This is a genomic window from Kitasatospora sp. NPDC059646 (assembly GCF_042734615.1).
In the GTDB taxonomy this organism is placed as follows: domain Bacteria; phylum Actinomycetota; class Actinomycetes; order Streptomycetales; family Streptomycetaceae; genus Kitasatospora.
On record NZ_JBHWDS010000001.1, the window covers coordinates 242,137 to 255,748 of the forward strand.

13 protein-coding genes are annotated in these 13,612 nt (G+C 74.7%); 11 read left to right on the forward strand and 2 right to left on the reverse strand.

The genetic code is table 11. The features are described 5' to 3' along the window. Positions 1-51: 51 nt before the first annotated feature. Positions 52-1,185 carry an alpha-hydroxy acid oxidase gene (locus tag ACFV1L_RS01095; protein ID WP_380361763.1) on the reverse strand — a complete coding sequence of 378 codons (1,134 nt, stop codon included), beginning with the start codon at positions 1,183-1,185 and terminating at the stop codon, positions 52-54. A gap of 189 nt (positions 1,186-1,374) precedes the next feature. On the opposite strand from ACFV1L_RS01095, the gene ACFV1L_RS01100 reads away from it, so the two are divergent. The 11 genes from ACFV1L_RS01100 (at position 1,375) to ACFV1L_RS01150 (ending at position 12,249) form a co-directional block, all read left to right on the forward strand. Next, positions 1,375-2,784, forward strand: coding sequence for a class I adenylate-forming enzyme family protein (locus ACFV1L_RS01100; protein ID WP_380361764.1), 1,410 nt, complete (start codon positions 1,375-1,377; stop codon positions 2,782-2,784). A 148-nt stretch (positions 2,785-2,932) separates the two neighbouring features. Continuing rightward, a complete protein-coding gene (locus ACFV1L_RS01105; protein ID WP_380361766.1) occupies positions 2,933-3,202 on the forward strand; it encodes an acyl carrier protein in 270 nt (89 codons plus the stop codon). Then, entirely contained in the window at positions 3,199-3,543 is a 345-nt protein-coding gene (locus tag ACFV1L_RS01110; protein WP_380361768.1) for an acyl carrier protein, read from the forward strand. The genes ACFV1L_RS01105 and ACFV1L_RS01110 overlap by 4 nt, the downstream gene beginning before the upstream one ends. Continuing rightward, positions 3,540-4,640: a beta-ketoacyl synthase N-terminal-like domain-containing protein gene (locus ACFV1L_RS01115; protein WP_380361770.1), complete on the forward strand. Its 1,101-nt coding sequence runs from the start codon at positions 3,540-3,542 to the stop codon at positions 4,638-4,640. The genes ACFV1L_RS01110 and ACFV1L_RS01115 overlap by 4 nt, the downstream gene beginning before the upstream one ends. Continuing rightward, entirely contained in the window at positions 4,637-5,173 is a 537-nt protein-coding gene (locus ACFV1L_RS01120) for a hypothetical protein (RefSeq protein ID WP_380361772.1), read from the forward strand. Before ACFV1L_RS01115 ends, ACFV1L_RS01120 begins: the two co-directional genes overlap by 4 nt. Before the next feature lie 170 nt (positions 5,174-5,343). After that, positions 5,344-6,963: an AMP-binding protein gene (locus tag ACFV1L_RS01125; protein WP_380361774.1), complete on the forward strand. Its 1,620-nt coding sequence runs from the start codon at positions 5,344-5,346 to the stop codon at positions 6,961-6,963. Beyond that, on the forward strand, positions 6,960-8,372 hold the full coding sequence (locus ACFV1L_RS01130; protein WP_380361776.1) for a beta-ketoacyl-[acyl-carrier-protein] synthase family protein: 1,413 nt from the start codon (positions 6,960-6,962) through the stop codon (positions 8,370-8,372). Before ACFV1L_RS01125 ends, ACFV1L_RS01130 begins: the two co-directional genes overlap by 4 nt. Then, positions 8,369-9,373 (forward strand): 4-hydroxyphenylpyruvate dioxygenase family protein, encoded by a 1,005-nt coding sequence (locus ACFV1L_RS01135; protein WP_380361778.1) that lies wholly within the window; start codon positions 8,369-8,371, stop codon positions 9,371-9,373. The genes ACFV1L_RS01130 and ACFV1L_RS01135 overlap by 4 nt, the downstream gene beginning before the upstream one ends. Before the next feature lie 19 nt (positions 9,374-9,392). Beyond that, on the forward strand, positions 9,393-10,310 hold the full coding sequence (locus ACFV1L_RS01140; RefSeq protein WP_380361780.1) for a phytanoyl-CoA dioxygenase family protein: 918 nt from the start codon (positions 9,393-9,395) through the stop codon (positions 10,308-10,310). Beyond that, entirely contained in the window at positions 10,307-11,290 is a 984-nt protein-coding gene (locus ACFV1L_RS01145) for a thiamine pyrophosphate-dependent dehydrogenase E1 component subunit alpha (protein ID WP_380361782.1), read from the forward strand. Before ACFV1L_RS01140 ends, ACFV1L_RS01145 begins: the two co-directional genes overlap by 4 nt. Next, a complete protein-coding gene (locus ACFV1L_RS01150; protein WP_380361784.1) occupies positions 11,287-12,249 on the forward strand; it encodes an alpha-ketoacid dehydrogenase subunit beta in 963 nt (320 codons plus the stop codon). The genes ACFV1L_RS01145 and ACFV1L_RS01150 overlap by 4 nt, the downstream gene beginning before the upstream one ends. Positions 12,250-12,396: 147 nt before the next feature. Here the strand turns inward: ACFV1L_RS01150 and ACFV1L_RS01155 are convergent, their stop codons facing one another. Then, on the reverse strand, positions 12,397-13,575 hold the full coding sequence (locus ACFV1L_RS01155; RefSeq protein ID WP_380361786.1) for a globin domain-containing protein: 1,179 nt from the start codon (positions 13,573-13,575) through the stop codon (positions 12,397-12,399). Positions 13,576-13,612 lie beyond the last annotated feature (37 nt).

Here is a 13,612-nt window from a genome sequence, read left to right on the forward strand (position 1 = left end):
CGTGCGGTGGGTGGTGCCAAACGCTGCTTGTCGGTGTCTTGTCACACTCCCCTATATATAAGGAGAGTGGTGCGGCCTCAGGACGGCGCGGCGGCGGCCGCCCGGCCAGGGCGCGAGCGCTCCGCGGTCGAGGTCCGCGAGGGTGGGCCGGCCGGCCAGCACCATGGTGTCGAGCAGTTCTTCGCGGAGCAGGTCGAGCACCGCCCGGGCGCCGTCCGCGCCGCCGTGGGCCAGGCCCCAGAGCACGGGGCGGCCGACCAGCGCGGCGCGGGCGCCGAGCGCGAGGGCCTTCGCCAGGTCGCTGCCGTGCCGCAGGCCGCCGTCCACCAGGACGGGGTGCTCGGCGGGGACGGCGTCCACGATCTCGGGGAGCACGGCGGGTGCGGGCGGCGCGCCGTCCAACTGGCGGCCGCCGTGGTTGGAGACGATCAGCCCGTCCACGCCGTGTTCGACGGCCAGTCGCGCGTCCTCGGCGGTGAGCACGCCCTTGAGCAGCAGCGGCAGGCGGGTGCGCTGCCGCAGCCAGGCCAGGTCGGCCCAGGTGACCGCGGGGTCGAACTGCTGCCGGGAGTGCTCCTCGATGCCGGACCGTCCGCTCGCGGACTGCCGCGCGCTGCTGGTGAGTTCGGCGTCCAGGTTGGCGGCGGCCAGGCCGGCCGGCAGCGCGAACGCGTTGCGCAGGTCGCGCAGTCGGCGGCCCACCTTGGGCGCGTCCACGGTGAGCACCAGGGCCCGGTAGTCGGCCTGCTCGGCGCGCCGGACCAGCGCGGTGAGCGCTTCGCGGTCGCGCAGCCAGTACAGCTGGAGCCAGCGGGCCGCGCCGGGTGCGGCGGCGGCGATCTGCTCCAGGGTACGGCTGGCGAAGATGCTGACGACCAGCAGCGCGCCGGCCTCGGCGGCGGCCCGGGCGGTGGCGCACTCCCCTTCGGGGTGGGCGAGTTGGTGGTAGGCCATCGGTGCGACCCCGAACGGGGCGGCCAGCCGGGCGCCGAACAGCTGGGTGCCGCAGTCGGGGGCCGACACGTCCACCAGGACGCGCGGGCGCAGCACGTAACGGCGCCAGGCGGCGAGGTTGGCGCGCCGGCTCCACTCGGCTCCGGCTCCGCCTTCGAAGAAGTCCCAGATCACGGCGGGGAGCCGGCCCTTCGCCAGCTCGCCGTGCTCCGCCAGAGTGAGCGGAACCATCGTCTCCGAACCTCCTGATGATCCGTCAACCGGTGCGAGAGCGAGGGACAGCGTAGGGGTCCGGTCCGCCACTGGTATAGACCTTGACCCTTGATGCGCTCCCGTGCAAAGGTCGGCACCGACGGGGGATCCACACTGAAGCATCACAACTTCCGACCCATGCTTCCCATACGAGCGCGTGGAGTTGCGTTGACGCTGATCCCAACCCCGGTGCGCGGCCGCACGGTTGCCGCGGACTGGGTGGACGAGCAGTTACTCGCCGGACCGGACGGCGAACCGTGCCTGCGCTTCGGCGCTCCGGTGAGCAGGGGGACGCTCCGGGCCCTGGTGGCCGAGCGGCAGCGGCAGTTGGCCGCCGCCGGCCTCGGCGAACGCGGTACGGTCGCGCTGCGGATGCCGCCCTCGGCGGAGTTCGTCGCGGTGCTGCTGGCCACCTGGCGGGCCGGCAGCCGGGCCGTCCTGCTGGACCACCGGCTGACCGCGGTCGAGGTGGACCGCGCGGTGGACCGGCTGCAACCCGGAGTCCTGGTCGAACTCGCCGACGGGCGGCCGCAGTTCAGGCCGCTACCGGGTGGCGGGGTCGCGGCCGACGACGACCGCGTCCTGGTCCAGCTCAGCTCGGGCTCGACCGGCCCGTCCAAGGTGATCGGCCGCACGGCCGGCGACCTGCTGCGCGAACTCGACTGCTACGCACGGCTTCCGGAGTTCCCGGCCCGGGGCGAGCGGACCGTGCTGCTGTCCTCGACGGTGCACGTGCTCGGCCTGGTCGGCGGACTGCTGCATGCCCTGCACGCGGGCGTGGAGCTGGTGGTGACGCAGCGGATGACCCCCGCGGGCATCCTCACCGCGATCGCCGACGGCACCGCCCCCACCACCGTGATCGGGGTGCCGTTCCACGCGGAGCTGCTGGCCGCGGCGGCCGCGCCGCCCCAGCTGCCGCAGCTGCGGCGGATGATCGTGGCCGGCGAACTGGTCCGGCCCCAGCTGCCCGCGGCGTTCCGCGACCGCTACGGCGTGCCGCTGGGCACCATGTACGGGATGACCGAGACCGGCGTCGTCGCCACCGATCTGACGGGCCGCCACCATCCGGCCCTTCAGCCGGTGCACGGAGTGCAACTGTCGCTGACCGGCGGCGAGTTGCACATTGCCCGCCCGCGCTCCCCGTACCTGGGACCGACCGATCCGACCCGCTGGTCGGACGGCCTGCTGCACACCAGGGACGCCGCCCTGCTCGACGCCGACACCGGCCGGATCACCGTCCTGGGGCGGCGCGACTCACAGATTTCCATCGGCGGCCTCAAGGTCGACCTGAACGAGGTCGAGCAGACCCTGACCGGGCTTCCCGGCGTGGTCGAGGCCGTGGTGGTCTTCGCCGACGGCGCGATCGAGGCGTACGCCGCGACCGCCGACGGCATCTCCTCCCGGCCGTCCGAACGGGGCGGCGCGGCCGAGCAGTTGCGCGAACTGCTGGGCCGGGAACTGGCGGGGTACAAGCTGCCCCGCCGACTGCACCTGATGCCGCAGCTCCCCCGGACCGCCACCGGGAAGCTGCTGCGGGACGCCGCCGCCCTGCGCCGACAGGCCGACGCCGCCCACTGATCCGCTCCTCCCCTTTCCCGTTCCGGTGCGGTGCGCCCGGCCGGGCCGACGGCTCCAGACACCGTCCGCCCGTCCGTCGGTGCGCCCTGCCCCGGAGCACCCGTGAACCCCGAGCACCCGACCCCGACGCGCTGGAGAAACCGGTCCCATGCAGGAACAGATCCGCTCGTTCGTCCTCACCACCCTGGCGGCGATGAACTACGACGTCTCGCAGGTCACTTCGGAGACCGACCTCGGCCCGGCCGGTCTCGACCTGGAGTCACTGGCGCTGGCCGACCTGGCGGTGCAGGTCGAGGAGGAGTTCGGCATCCGCTTCGAGCTGGACGACATGGAGTCCACCGCGCTGATGACCATCGACGAGTTCAGCGCCGAGGTCGCCTCCCGGATCGCCAAGTCCGCGGTGGGCACCGCCCGATGAGCACCGGCTCCGAACCGCGCTTCGGCCGGCCCGAGGCGATGGCGATGCTCGCCCGCTACGGCGACCGCTCCCCCGACCAGGTCGACGACCAGATCGGCTCGCTCGAACTCACCTGGCTGATCGCCGAGGCCGAGCAGACGTACGGCGTTCAACTCGACCTGGACGACGACCGTTTGGACACGATCCGCACGGTGGACGACGCGGTGGCCGCGCTCGGCGCCCAGCTCGACCGCGCACTCCGGCCCGACGACCCGCCCCGATCCGAGACTCCGCTCCGACCCGACGCCCCGACCCGGTCCGAGGGCACGTTCCGGCTGGACGCGGGGGCCGCCGCGCCATGACCGTGACCGCTCTCCGGAACGGTCCGCCGCGGCGCGCCGTCCTGGTCGGCGGCCTCGGGGTGCGTTCGGCGTTCGGCGCGGGGCTGCCCGCGCTGCTGGACGGGGTGCTGGCCGGCCGCCCGGCGTTCGTCCCCGTGGACCGCTTCCCCGCGGCCGGGTACCGCACCGACCGGGCCGCCACGGCGGCCGGATCGCCACGGCTGGCCGACCAGTTGGTGGCCGTGCTCGCCGAGGCGGGCGCGGTCGCTCGCCAACCGGAAGCCGGGCCGCCGGAGTTGCTGCTCGCCCTGCACGGCGACCGGCGGGCCGGACCGGTCGCCGCCGAGGTCGCCGACCGCACCGGGCTGCGGCCCAAGGTGTACACCGGCGCGTGCGTGGCCGCCGCCACGGCCGTCGCCGACGCCGCCGCGCTGATCGCCTCCGGCCGCCGGGAGCGGGTGGTGGTCGCCGCCGGCTACCTGGTCGAGCCGGACACCTTCGCGGTGTTCGACGCCGGCCGGGCCCTGGCCGGGGACGGCGCGGTCCGCCCGTTCAGCCTCGGCCGGCAGGGCATGCTGCTCGGCGACGCCGTCACCGCCGTGGTCCTGGAGTCCGCTCCGGCACTGCGTCGACGCGGTGTCAACGCCCTTGCACGGATCGCCGGCTGGAGCCGCACCGGGGACGCCCACCACGTCTGCCGGCCGCACCCGGACGGCACCGGACTGGCCCGGGCGGTGCGCGACGCCCTCGCCCGGGCCGGCGCCGGGCTCGACGGGATCGGCTACGTCAACGCCAACGGTGCGGGCTCCAAGCTCGGCGACCTCGCAGAATCGGCCGCCCTGGTCTCGCTGTTCCCGACCGGGACCCCTCCGGTCAGCTCCACCAAGTCCGTGCACGGCCACGCCCTGGAGGCCTCCGCGCTGCTCGAACTCGCCGTTACCGTCGGCACGTTGAGCGCCGGGCTGCTGCCCGTCAACGCGGGCTGGCAGCGTCCGGACCCGGGCTGCCCGCTCGACCTGGTGCTCGACCGTCCCCGCCCGGCCGCGCCCGGACTGGCCCTCACCCTGAACGCCGCGTTCGGCGGCGCCAACACCGCACTCCTGGTGGCTCCCGCATGACCCTCACCACCGCCCCCGACGCCGCTCCGCTCGTTCCCGGGGAACTGCCCGGCCCGCTCCGGGTGCTCGCCGCCGCGGCCTGGCCGGACCGTCCGGACGACCGGCTCCCGTCCATCGCGGGCTTCGTGGAGTCCAGCTTCAGCCCCCTGGTGGCCGAGACCGCCGAACGCTGCCTGCGCGCGCACTACGGCCCGCCGCCCGCCGTCGCGGCCCCGCGCACGGCCCTGCTGCTGGTCAGCCCGACCGGCGACACCGGCACCGCGGACGCGCTCCGCCACGCCACCGCCGCCGGACGGCGCGTCCCGCCCCTGCTGTTCTTCCAGTCCAACCCGAACGCGGTCCTCGGCCACCTCGCCGCCCGCTGGCAGCTCGACGGGCCGGTGGTCGCGCTCGGCCCCGGCTTCGACACCGAGGCCGAACTCCCCGACCGGGCACGCCTGTTGATCGAGGACGGCGACGCCGAACAGGTCCTGCTGATCACCGCCGTCCAGGGCCCGCCCGACCACGCCACAGCCGCCCTGCTCGCCCCCTGACCGCGCCCGGCCCGGCCACCGCACCGGGCCGCAACGCCCCGCACCACCGCGCCCCGACACCGCACGCACCGACACCCCCGCACCACCGCGCCCCGACGCACCGCAACTCCAGCACCCCGCGCCCGACACCCCGCACGCCGACGTCCCGCACCACGAGAAGAACGGGATCCATGAGTCTCCGCACCCTGCGCGCCGTGCTGTCCGAGGACAGCTCAGTCGGCGCCGGCAACGTCCTGACCACCCGGGTCGAACAGGGGCTCGGCCTCGACTCGCCGACGCTGACCTTCGACACCCCCGTCGACGGCCACCCCGCCCGCACCGCGCTGACGCTCCGCCAACTCGACACCGCCGTGCGCGCCCGCGCCGCCGCTCTGCACGCACGCGGGGTGCGCCGACGCGACCCGGTCGCGGTGCAGGCGTCCGCGGCGGCCGACCAGGTCCTCGCCTTCCTCGCCCTGTCCCGGCTCGGTGCGATCCCGGCGCTGCTCAACCCGGCGCTGGACGCCGACACTTCGGCCCGCTACCTGCGCCGCCTGAACGCGGCCGGGCTGCTCGCCGACACCGAGCACGCCAAGTCCCTGGCCGGCCTGGACCTCGGCACCGAGCTGCTCGCCGACACCGCCGAACTCGGCTCCGGCGACCCGGACACGGCGCCCGAACCGTACCGGCACTGGCCGACCGACCCGGTGGCGATCACCCACTCGTCCGGGACCACCGGCCTGCCGAAGGCCGTCCTGCACTCGCACGCCGGCCTGTACGCGGCGATCCGGCACCGGCTGCTGCTGCCCCGCCCGCAGGGCATCGACCGGGTGCTCAGCGCGCTGCCCGCCGCGCACGCCGCCACCCTGATCGCGGTCAACCTGGCGCTCAGCTTCGACGCCCAACTGCACCTGCTGTCGGGCCAGTCGGGCCCGGAAGTGCTGGACGCGATCGAGCACTGGCGGCCGCTCGCCGTCTACGGCTTCGCCACCACCTGGGCCGACCTGGCCCGGCACGACCTCGCCGCCCGCGACCTGTCCTCGGTCGGCCTGTGGTGGAACACCGGCGACTGCGCGCACGAGGCGCACATCCGCCGCCTGATCGCCCGGGGCTCGCGCGAGACCGTCACCCGCCAGGGCCGGGCCCGCACCGCCGGCTCGGTGTTCATCGACGGCCTCGGCTCCTCCGAGATGGGCCACTCGCACTTCTTCATCACCCACACCGCGGACTCCGACCGCTACGGCCGCTGCGTGGGACGCCCGCACGCGTTCGTCGACTGCGCGATCCTCGACCCGGACGGCAACGAGCTCGGCCCGGGCGAGGTCGGCGAGTTGGGCACCCGCTCCCCCACCCTGGCGGTCGGCTACTGGAACGACTCCGTCACCACGCACCGCACCCGGCTGCGCGACTACTTCCTCACCGGCGACCTGATGTACCGCGACGAGGACGGCTACTACTACCACGTCGACCGACTGGTCGACACCGTCGACCTCGGCGACGGCCGCCGCCTGCACACCGCCGCCAGCGAGGAACGCGTCCTCGTCGCCTGCCCGGACGTACTCGACTGCACGGTGGTGGCGTTCCGCGACGGCGACCGCGTCGTCACCGACGTGCTGCTGCAACTCGCCTCCGCCGACAGCGGGTCGGGCGACCTCACCGGCCGGGTGCTGGCCGCGCTGGAGCCGCACGTCGCCGCCACCGTCCGCGCGGTCCTCGCCGTGCCCGACGAGCGGATCCCGCTCGGGCCGACCGGCAAGGTCCGCAAGGGCCTGCTGCGGCAGCAGCACCTCGCCGAGGCCGGCGCCCGGTGACCGCCCCCGTGCACCCCGCCACCGCCCCGGCGCACCTCACCGCCCCCACCCCGCAGCCCGCCGGCGTCGGCGCGCAGATCACCGGAATCGGCTGGGTGACACCGCTCGGCCGGGGCGTCCCCGAGGTGTTCCGCGCGCTCGCGGCCGGCCGCTCCGGTCTGACCGCACCGCCCGACGGCCACCCGGCGGCCGGCTGGCTGCGGGTCGCCGGAATCGCCCCGGACGTGCCGGCGGCCGAGGTGCTGCCACCGACCGAGACCCGCTGTGCCGACCGGTTCCTGCTGCTGGCCCTGGCCGCCGCGGACGACGCCCTCGCCGACGCGAAGCTGACTGTCCGTCAGGACACCGACCCGGAACGGGTCGCGGTGGTGCTGGCCACCGGCGGAGGCGGACTGGAGAGCTACGAACAGCAGGCGGCGGGGCGACGCGAGCGCGGCCGGGCCGCGGTCAGCCCGTACCTGCTGCCCGGCATGCTGTCCAACATGGCGGCCGCCCGGATCGCCATCACGCACGGCATCCGCGGCTACAGCTCGGCGGTGATCACGGCCTGCGCGGCCGGCGCGCAGGCCGTCGCCGAGGGCCTGCGGCTGATCCGCGGCGGCGAGGCCGACGTGGTGGTGTGCGGGGGCGCGGAGGCCCCGCTGCACCCGACCATCGCCGCCGCCTTCGACAACTCACGTGCCCTGGCCGTAGGTTGGGACGACCCGACGAAGGCCTCCCGGCCGTTCGACGCCCGCCGCAACGGCTTCGTGCTCGGCGAGGGCAGCGCCGTCCTGGTCCTGGAGCGGGCCGAGCACGCGGCCGCGCGCGGCGCCGCCGCGTACGCGCAACTGTCCGGCTGGGGCGCGGCCACCGACGCCCACCACCCGACCGTGCCGCGTCCCGACGGGGCCGGCGCGGCCGCCGCGATGCGGGCGGCGCTGCGCTCGGCGGGCCTGGACGCCTCGGCCGTGGACTACGTCAACGCCCACGGCACCGGCACCAAGTTGGGCGACCGGGCCGAGGCTTCGGCGCTGCGCGAGGTGTTCGGCGGGCCCGGCCCCCTGGTCGGCTCCACCAAGGGAGCGACGGGCCATCTGCTGGGCGCGGCCGGCGCGGTGGAGGCGGCGGTGTCCGCGCTGGCCGTCGCCGAGGGCCTGCTGCCGCCCACCCTGAACCTCGAACAGCCCGACGCCGACTGCGAGTTGCAGCACATTCGCGGCGCCGCGCTGCGCCGTCCGGTGCGGCACGCCCTGTCCAACTCGTTCGCGTTCGGCGGCCACAACCTGAGCCTGGTGTTCGGCCCGCCGAGCATCACCGCGAAGCACGTCGGCGTCGCGGCCGACCACCTCGGCACCGCAGCCGGCCATCTCGGCATCACGGCCAAGCACCTCGGCGTCGCGGCCGAGCATCTCGGAGGGGACTCATGACCGTGGCGGGCATCGCCTATCTCGAACTGTACGCGGAGGACGCCCACAAGTACGCCGCGCAGCTGCGCGACGAGTGGGGCTTCACGCTGAGCCGGCCGTCCCGGACCGCGCCGGGGACGGCGCAGGTGCTGGCCCACCAGGGCTCGATCCGGCTGCTGGTGACCTCGGCGGTGGAGGCCGAGCACCAGGTGGCGGAGTGGGTGCGGCGGCACGGCGACGGCGTGGCGGTGGTCGCGCTGCGGCACGCCGACGGGGTGGCGGCGGCCGCGGCGGCCGAGCGGGCGCTGAACGCCGGCGGCGGCTGCCTGGACGGGGCGGGCACGGTCTCCGGGTTCGGCGACCTCGCGGTGCGGTTCGCGGACGCGCGGGACCTGCTGCCAGATGGTGAACTCCCCGGGGCCGGTGCGCTGTTGGAGTTGGACCACGTGGCGATCGCGGTGCCGGGCGGGCAGTTGGACGCCTCGGTGGAGTGGGCGGTGCGCGGCCTGGGATTCCGGGAGATCTTCCGGGAGTACATCGAGGTCGGCGCGCAGGCGATGGACTCGCGGGTGGTGCAGAGCCCGTGCGGCACCGTCACGTTCACCCTGCTGGAGCCGGACACCTCGCGGGCGTCCGGCCAGATCGACGGGTTCCTGGAGGCGCACGGCGGCGCGGGCGCCCAGCACGTGGCGTTCACCACGGCGTCGATCACCGCTGCGGTGCGGGAGTTGAACGCCCGCGGCGTGGCGTTCCTCAGTACGCCGGGTGCGTACTACCGTGCTCTGGAGGCGCGCCTCGGTCCGACCGGCATTCCGGTGGACGAGCTGCGCGACACCAACGTGCTGGTGGACCGGGACCACGGCGGCGAGCTGTTCCAGATCTTCGCCCGCTCCACCCATCCGCGCCGGACGTTCTTCCTGGAGCTGGTCGAGCGGCGCGGCGCCGGCTCGTTCGGCACCGCCAACATCAAGGCCCTGTACGAGGCGGTGGAGCGCGAGCGCGCCGCCACCGCGGACCACTGAACCGAAGGGGAGCCCTCACGTGACCACCGCCATCGACCCGTTCGGCCTGTCGGAGGAGGAGTCGGCGCTGCTGCCGACGGCCGAGGAGGTGCTGGAGTACGCGGAGCGCGGCTGGTACCTGTCGCGTCGACTGTTCAGCGACCAGGAGCTGGATGCGCTGCAGGCCGCCACCGAGCGCTACTACGCGGGCGAGCGGGACCGCGAACTCCCGGCCCGTCCGCCGCACTTGGCGAACTGGACGCCGGCCGACGGGCCGGTGCAGCGGCACAACGACTACGTGCACTACCAGCACGCCGAGATCGGCCGGATCCTGCGCAAGCCGCTGCTGGGCGCGGTGGCGGCGCGCCTGGCACAGGTGGAGGAGATCCGGGTGTTCCAGGCGACGCTGATCTACAAGCCGCCGGTGCCGGGCGAGCCGAGCAACGTGGTGCCGTGGCACTTCGACAAGCACTACTGGCAGACGTCGACCTCGCAGCGGATGCTGACGGCGTTCCTGCCGTTCCACGACTGCACGGAGGAGATGGGCACCATCACCATGGTGGACGGCAGCCACCGGTGGGAGGAGCGGCCCGGCGGCGACGACTCGACCCGGCACTTCGCCGCCCGCGACCGCTCCGAACTGGAACAACTGCTGCACGAGAACGCCGAGTTCAACGGCGCGGAGGTGCGGACGGTGCCGGTGGAGATCCCGCGCGGGCACGTCTCGTTCCACCACTGCCGCACGTACCACGGCTCGGGCCCGAACCGGTCCGCGCAGCCGCGCCGGGCGGTCTCGCTGCACCTTCAGGACGGCTCGAACCGCTACCGCTCGTTCCTGAGGCCGGACGGCACGCCGGTGGTGTACAACCACGACGCGGTGGTGCGGCGCACGGCCGACGGGCAACCGGACTACGCGGACCCGGAGTTCTGCCCGGTGCTGTGGCGGTCGGGCCGGTGAGCCTGCCACAGTTGGCGGACCCGGCGGGGCGGTACCGGATGATGCGGCTGATCCGCTCGTTCGAGGAACTGGCCCTGGAGTGGGTGCGGTCGGGGCTGATCGTCGGCGGAACCCACCCGTACATCGGCCAGGAGGCGGTGGCGGTCGGGGTGTGCGCGGCGCTCGGCGCGAAGGACCGGTTGACGTCCACCCACCGCGGCCACGGCCACGTGCTCGCCAAGGGCGCCGACCCGGGCCGGCTGCTGGCCGAACTGGCGGGCCGGGTCGACGGGTTGAACCGGGGCCGGGGCGGGTCGATGCACGCCGCGGACCTCTCGCTGGGCATCCTCGGTGCGAACGGCATCGTCGGCGCGGGCGCGCCGATCGCGGTCGGCGCGGCCTGGGCGGCGCAGCGGCAGGGCCGACCCCGGGTGGTGGCCTCGTTCTTCGGCGACGGCGCACTCAACCAGGGCGTGCTGCTGGAGGCGTTGAACCTGGCGTCGATCTGGCGGGCTCCGGTGCTGTTCGTGTGCGAGAACAACGGCTACGCGACGACGCTGCCGGCCGGTGCGGCGGTCGGCGGTTCGGCGTGCGGCCGGGCCGAGGCGTTCGGCATCCCGGCGCAGACGGTGGACGGCATGGACGTGGAGGCGGTCCGTGCGGCCGCGGAGCGGGCGGTGGCGGCGGCCCGTGCGGGCGGCGGGCCGGCCTTCCTGGAGTGCCTGACGTACCGCTTCGAGGCGCACCACACCATGGAGCGCCGCTTCCGGCTGTCCTACCGGACCGCGCAGGAGGTGGCGGCCTGGCGCGAGCGCGACCCGCTGGCCTCCGCCGCCGCGGCCCTGCCGGCCGGCACGGTCGCCGCGATCGACGCCGAGGTGTCGGAACTCCTGGCCGCCGCCGCCGAGTTCGCGCTCGGTTCGGCGGAGCCGGATCCGGCGACGGCGGCCGACCACCTGTATGCGAGCGGGCTGCGGCCCCGGGCGGGAGCGATGCCGTGACCCTGCTGTCGTACGCGAAGGCGATGAACCGGGCGCTGGCGGACGCGTTGGAGGCGGACCCGGCGGTGTGCGTGTTCGGCGAGGACGTGGGCGCGGGCCTGGCGGGCCTGACGCCGGGTCTGCAGCAGCGCTTCGGCGCGCAGCGGGTGGTGGACACGCCGCTGTCGGAGCAGGCGTTCACGTCGGCGGGGATCGGTGCGGCGCTGGCCGGGATGCGCCCGGTGATCGAGCTGCAGATCCCGTCGCTGCTGTTCCTGGTGTTCGAGCAACTCGCGAACCAGGCGCACAAGTTCTCGTTGATGACGGGTGGTCAGGCGGGGGTTCCGCTGACCGTGGTGGTGCCGGGTTCGGGTTCCCGCAGCGGCTGGGCGGGCCAGCACTCGGACCACCCGTACGGCCTGTTCGCGCACGTCGGCATCAAGACACTGGTGCCGGCGACGCCCACCGACGCGTACGGGCTGCTGAGTTCGGCGATCGCGGACGACGATCCGGTAGTGCTGTTCGCCCCGGCGGGCGCGCTGGGCGTCCGGGAGGACGTGACGGCGCCGCTGTCGCCGGTGCCGCTGGGCGCCGCGCGCACGCACCGGTCGGGCACGGACGTCACGGTGGTCGCCGTCGGCCATCTGGTGCACCAAGCACTGGCGGTGGCAGCGGAGTTGGCGGGCGAGGTGTCGGTGGAGGTGCTCGATCCGCGGACCCTGTACCCGTTCGACCGGGCGGCGCTGCTGGCCTCGCTGGGGCGCACCGGGCGGCTGGTGGTGCTGGACGACTCCAACCGGTTCGCCGGGTTCGCCGCCGAGGTGCTGGCGATCGCCTGCGAGGAGGGCCGGCTGCTCGCGCCGCCGCGGCGGGTGACCCGGCCGGACGGCGCGGTGCTGCCGTTCGCCCTGGGCCTGGACCGGGCGTTGCAGCCGGACGGCGAGCAGCTCCGGGAGGCGATCCGCGCCGTCCTGAAGTGACTCCCCGCCCGGCCCGCACCGCGCGTCGGCGAACCGCCCCGGCTTTCGCCGACGCGTGCCGCCGTCCGCCTTCGGGCCGGTCCGTTCGTCCGTCCCGTTCGGCCACCGCTTCCCGGGCGGTGGCCGAACGGACCGGACCGGGCGGCGTTACCGGCCGAGCCACATGTCCGGGCCGAAGACCTCGTAGTGGATGTCGGCGGCGGGTACGCCGGCCTCCAGCAGTTGGGTGCGCACGGCGCGCATGAACGGCAGCGGGCCGCACAGGTAGGCGACGGCGTCGGCGGGGACGGCCAGGCCGGTCAGGTCGACGCGGCCGGTGCGGTCGACGGGCCACTCGCCCTCCGGGTGCTCGTACCAGACGTGAGCCTCGGCGTCCGGCAGCTTCGCCACCAGTCGGCCGAACTCCTCGCGGAAGGCGTGCGCGGACTCCTGCCGGTCGCCGTGGACCGCGATCACCTTGCGGGGAGCGCCGGTCCCGGCGAGGTGGGCGAGCATCCCGATGATCGGGGTGCAGCCGATGCCGGCCGAGGCGAGCACGACCGGGCGGTCCTCGTCGGCCAGTTGCACGTCCCCGAACGGGGCGCTGACGAGCAGGACGGTGCCCTCGTCGGCGTGCCGGTGCAGGTGGGTGGAGACTTCGCCGGCCGGGTCGCCGGCGACCCGCTTGACGGTGATCTGCAGGCCGCCCTCCGGCCGGCCGGACAGGCTGTACTGGCGGATCTGGTGGGCGCCGTCGGCGAGTTCGACCTGCACGGAGACGTACTGGCCGGGCCGGTGGGACGGGACGGGGCCGCCGTCGGCCGGGCGCAGCAGGAAGGTGGCGACGTCCGCGGTCTCGGCGGTGCGGGAGACCACGGTGTAGGGGCGGCGCTCGCCGCGGGTGCCGCTCTCCTCGTACAGCCGCTGTTCGAGGGCGATCAGGGCGTTGGCCATCAGCCAGTACACCTCTTCCCAGGCCTCGGCGACCTCGGGGGTGACGGCCTCTCCGAGCACCTCGACGATGGCGGCGAACAGGTGGTCGTGGACGACCTGGTACTGCGGGCCGGTGACGCCGAGCGAGGCGTGCTTGTGGGCGATGCGGGCGAGCATGGCGTCCGGCCGCTCGTCGGGGTGGTTCACCAGGGCGCTCGCGAACGCGGCTATGGAGCCGGCCAGCGCCTGCTTCTGGCTGCCGTCGGCCTGGTTGCCCCGGTTGAACAGGTCGCGCAGCAGTTCGGGGTGGGCGGCGAAGAGCCGGCTGTAGAACGAGCCGGTGATCTGCTCGATGGCCGCGCCCACCACGGGCAGGGTGGCACGCACGGTCTGCGCGGACTTCTCGGAGAGCATCCGAAGCTCCAAACTCGCATCTGAGATGCGCATTTTA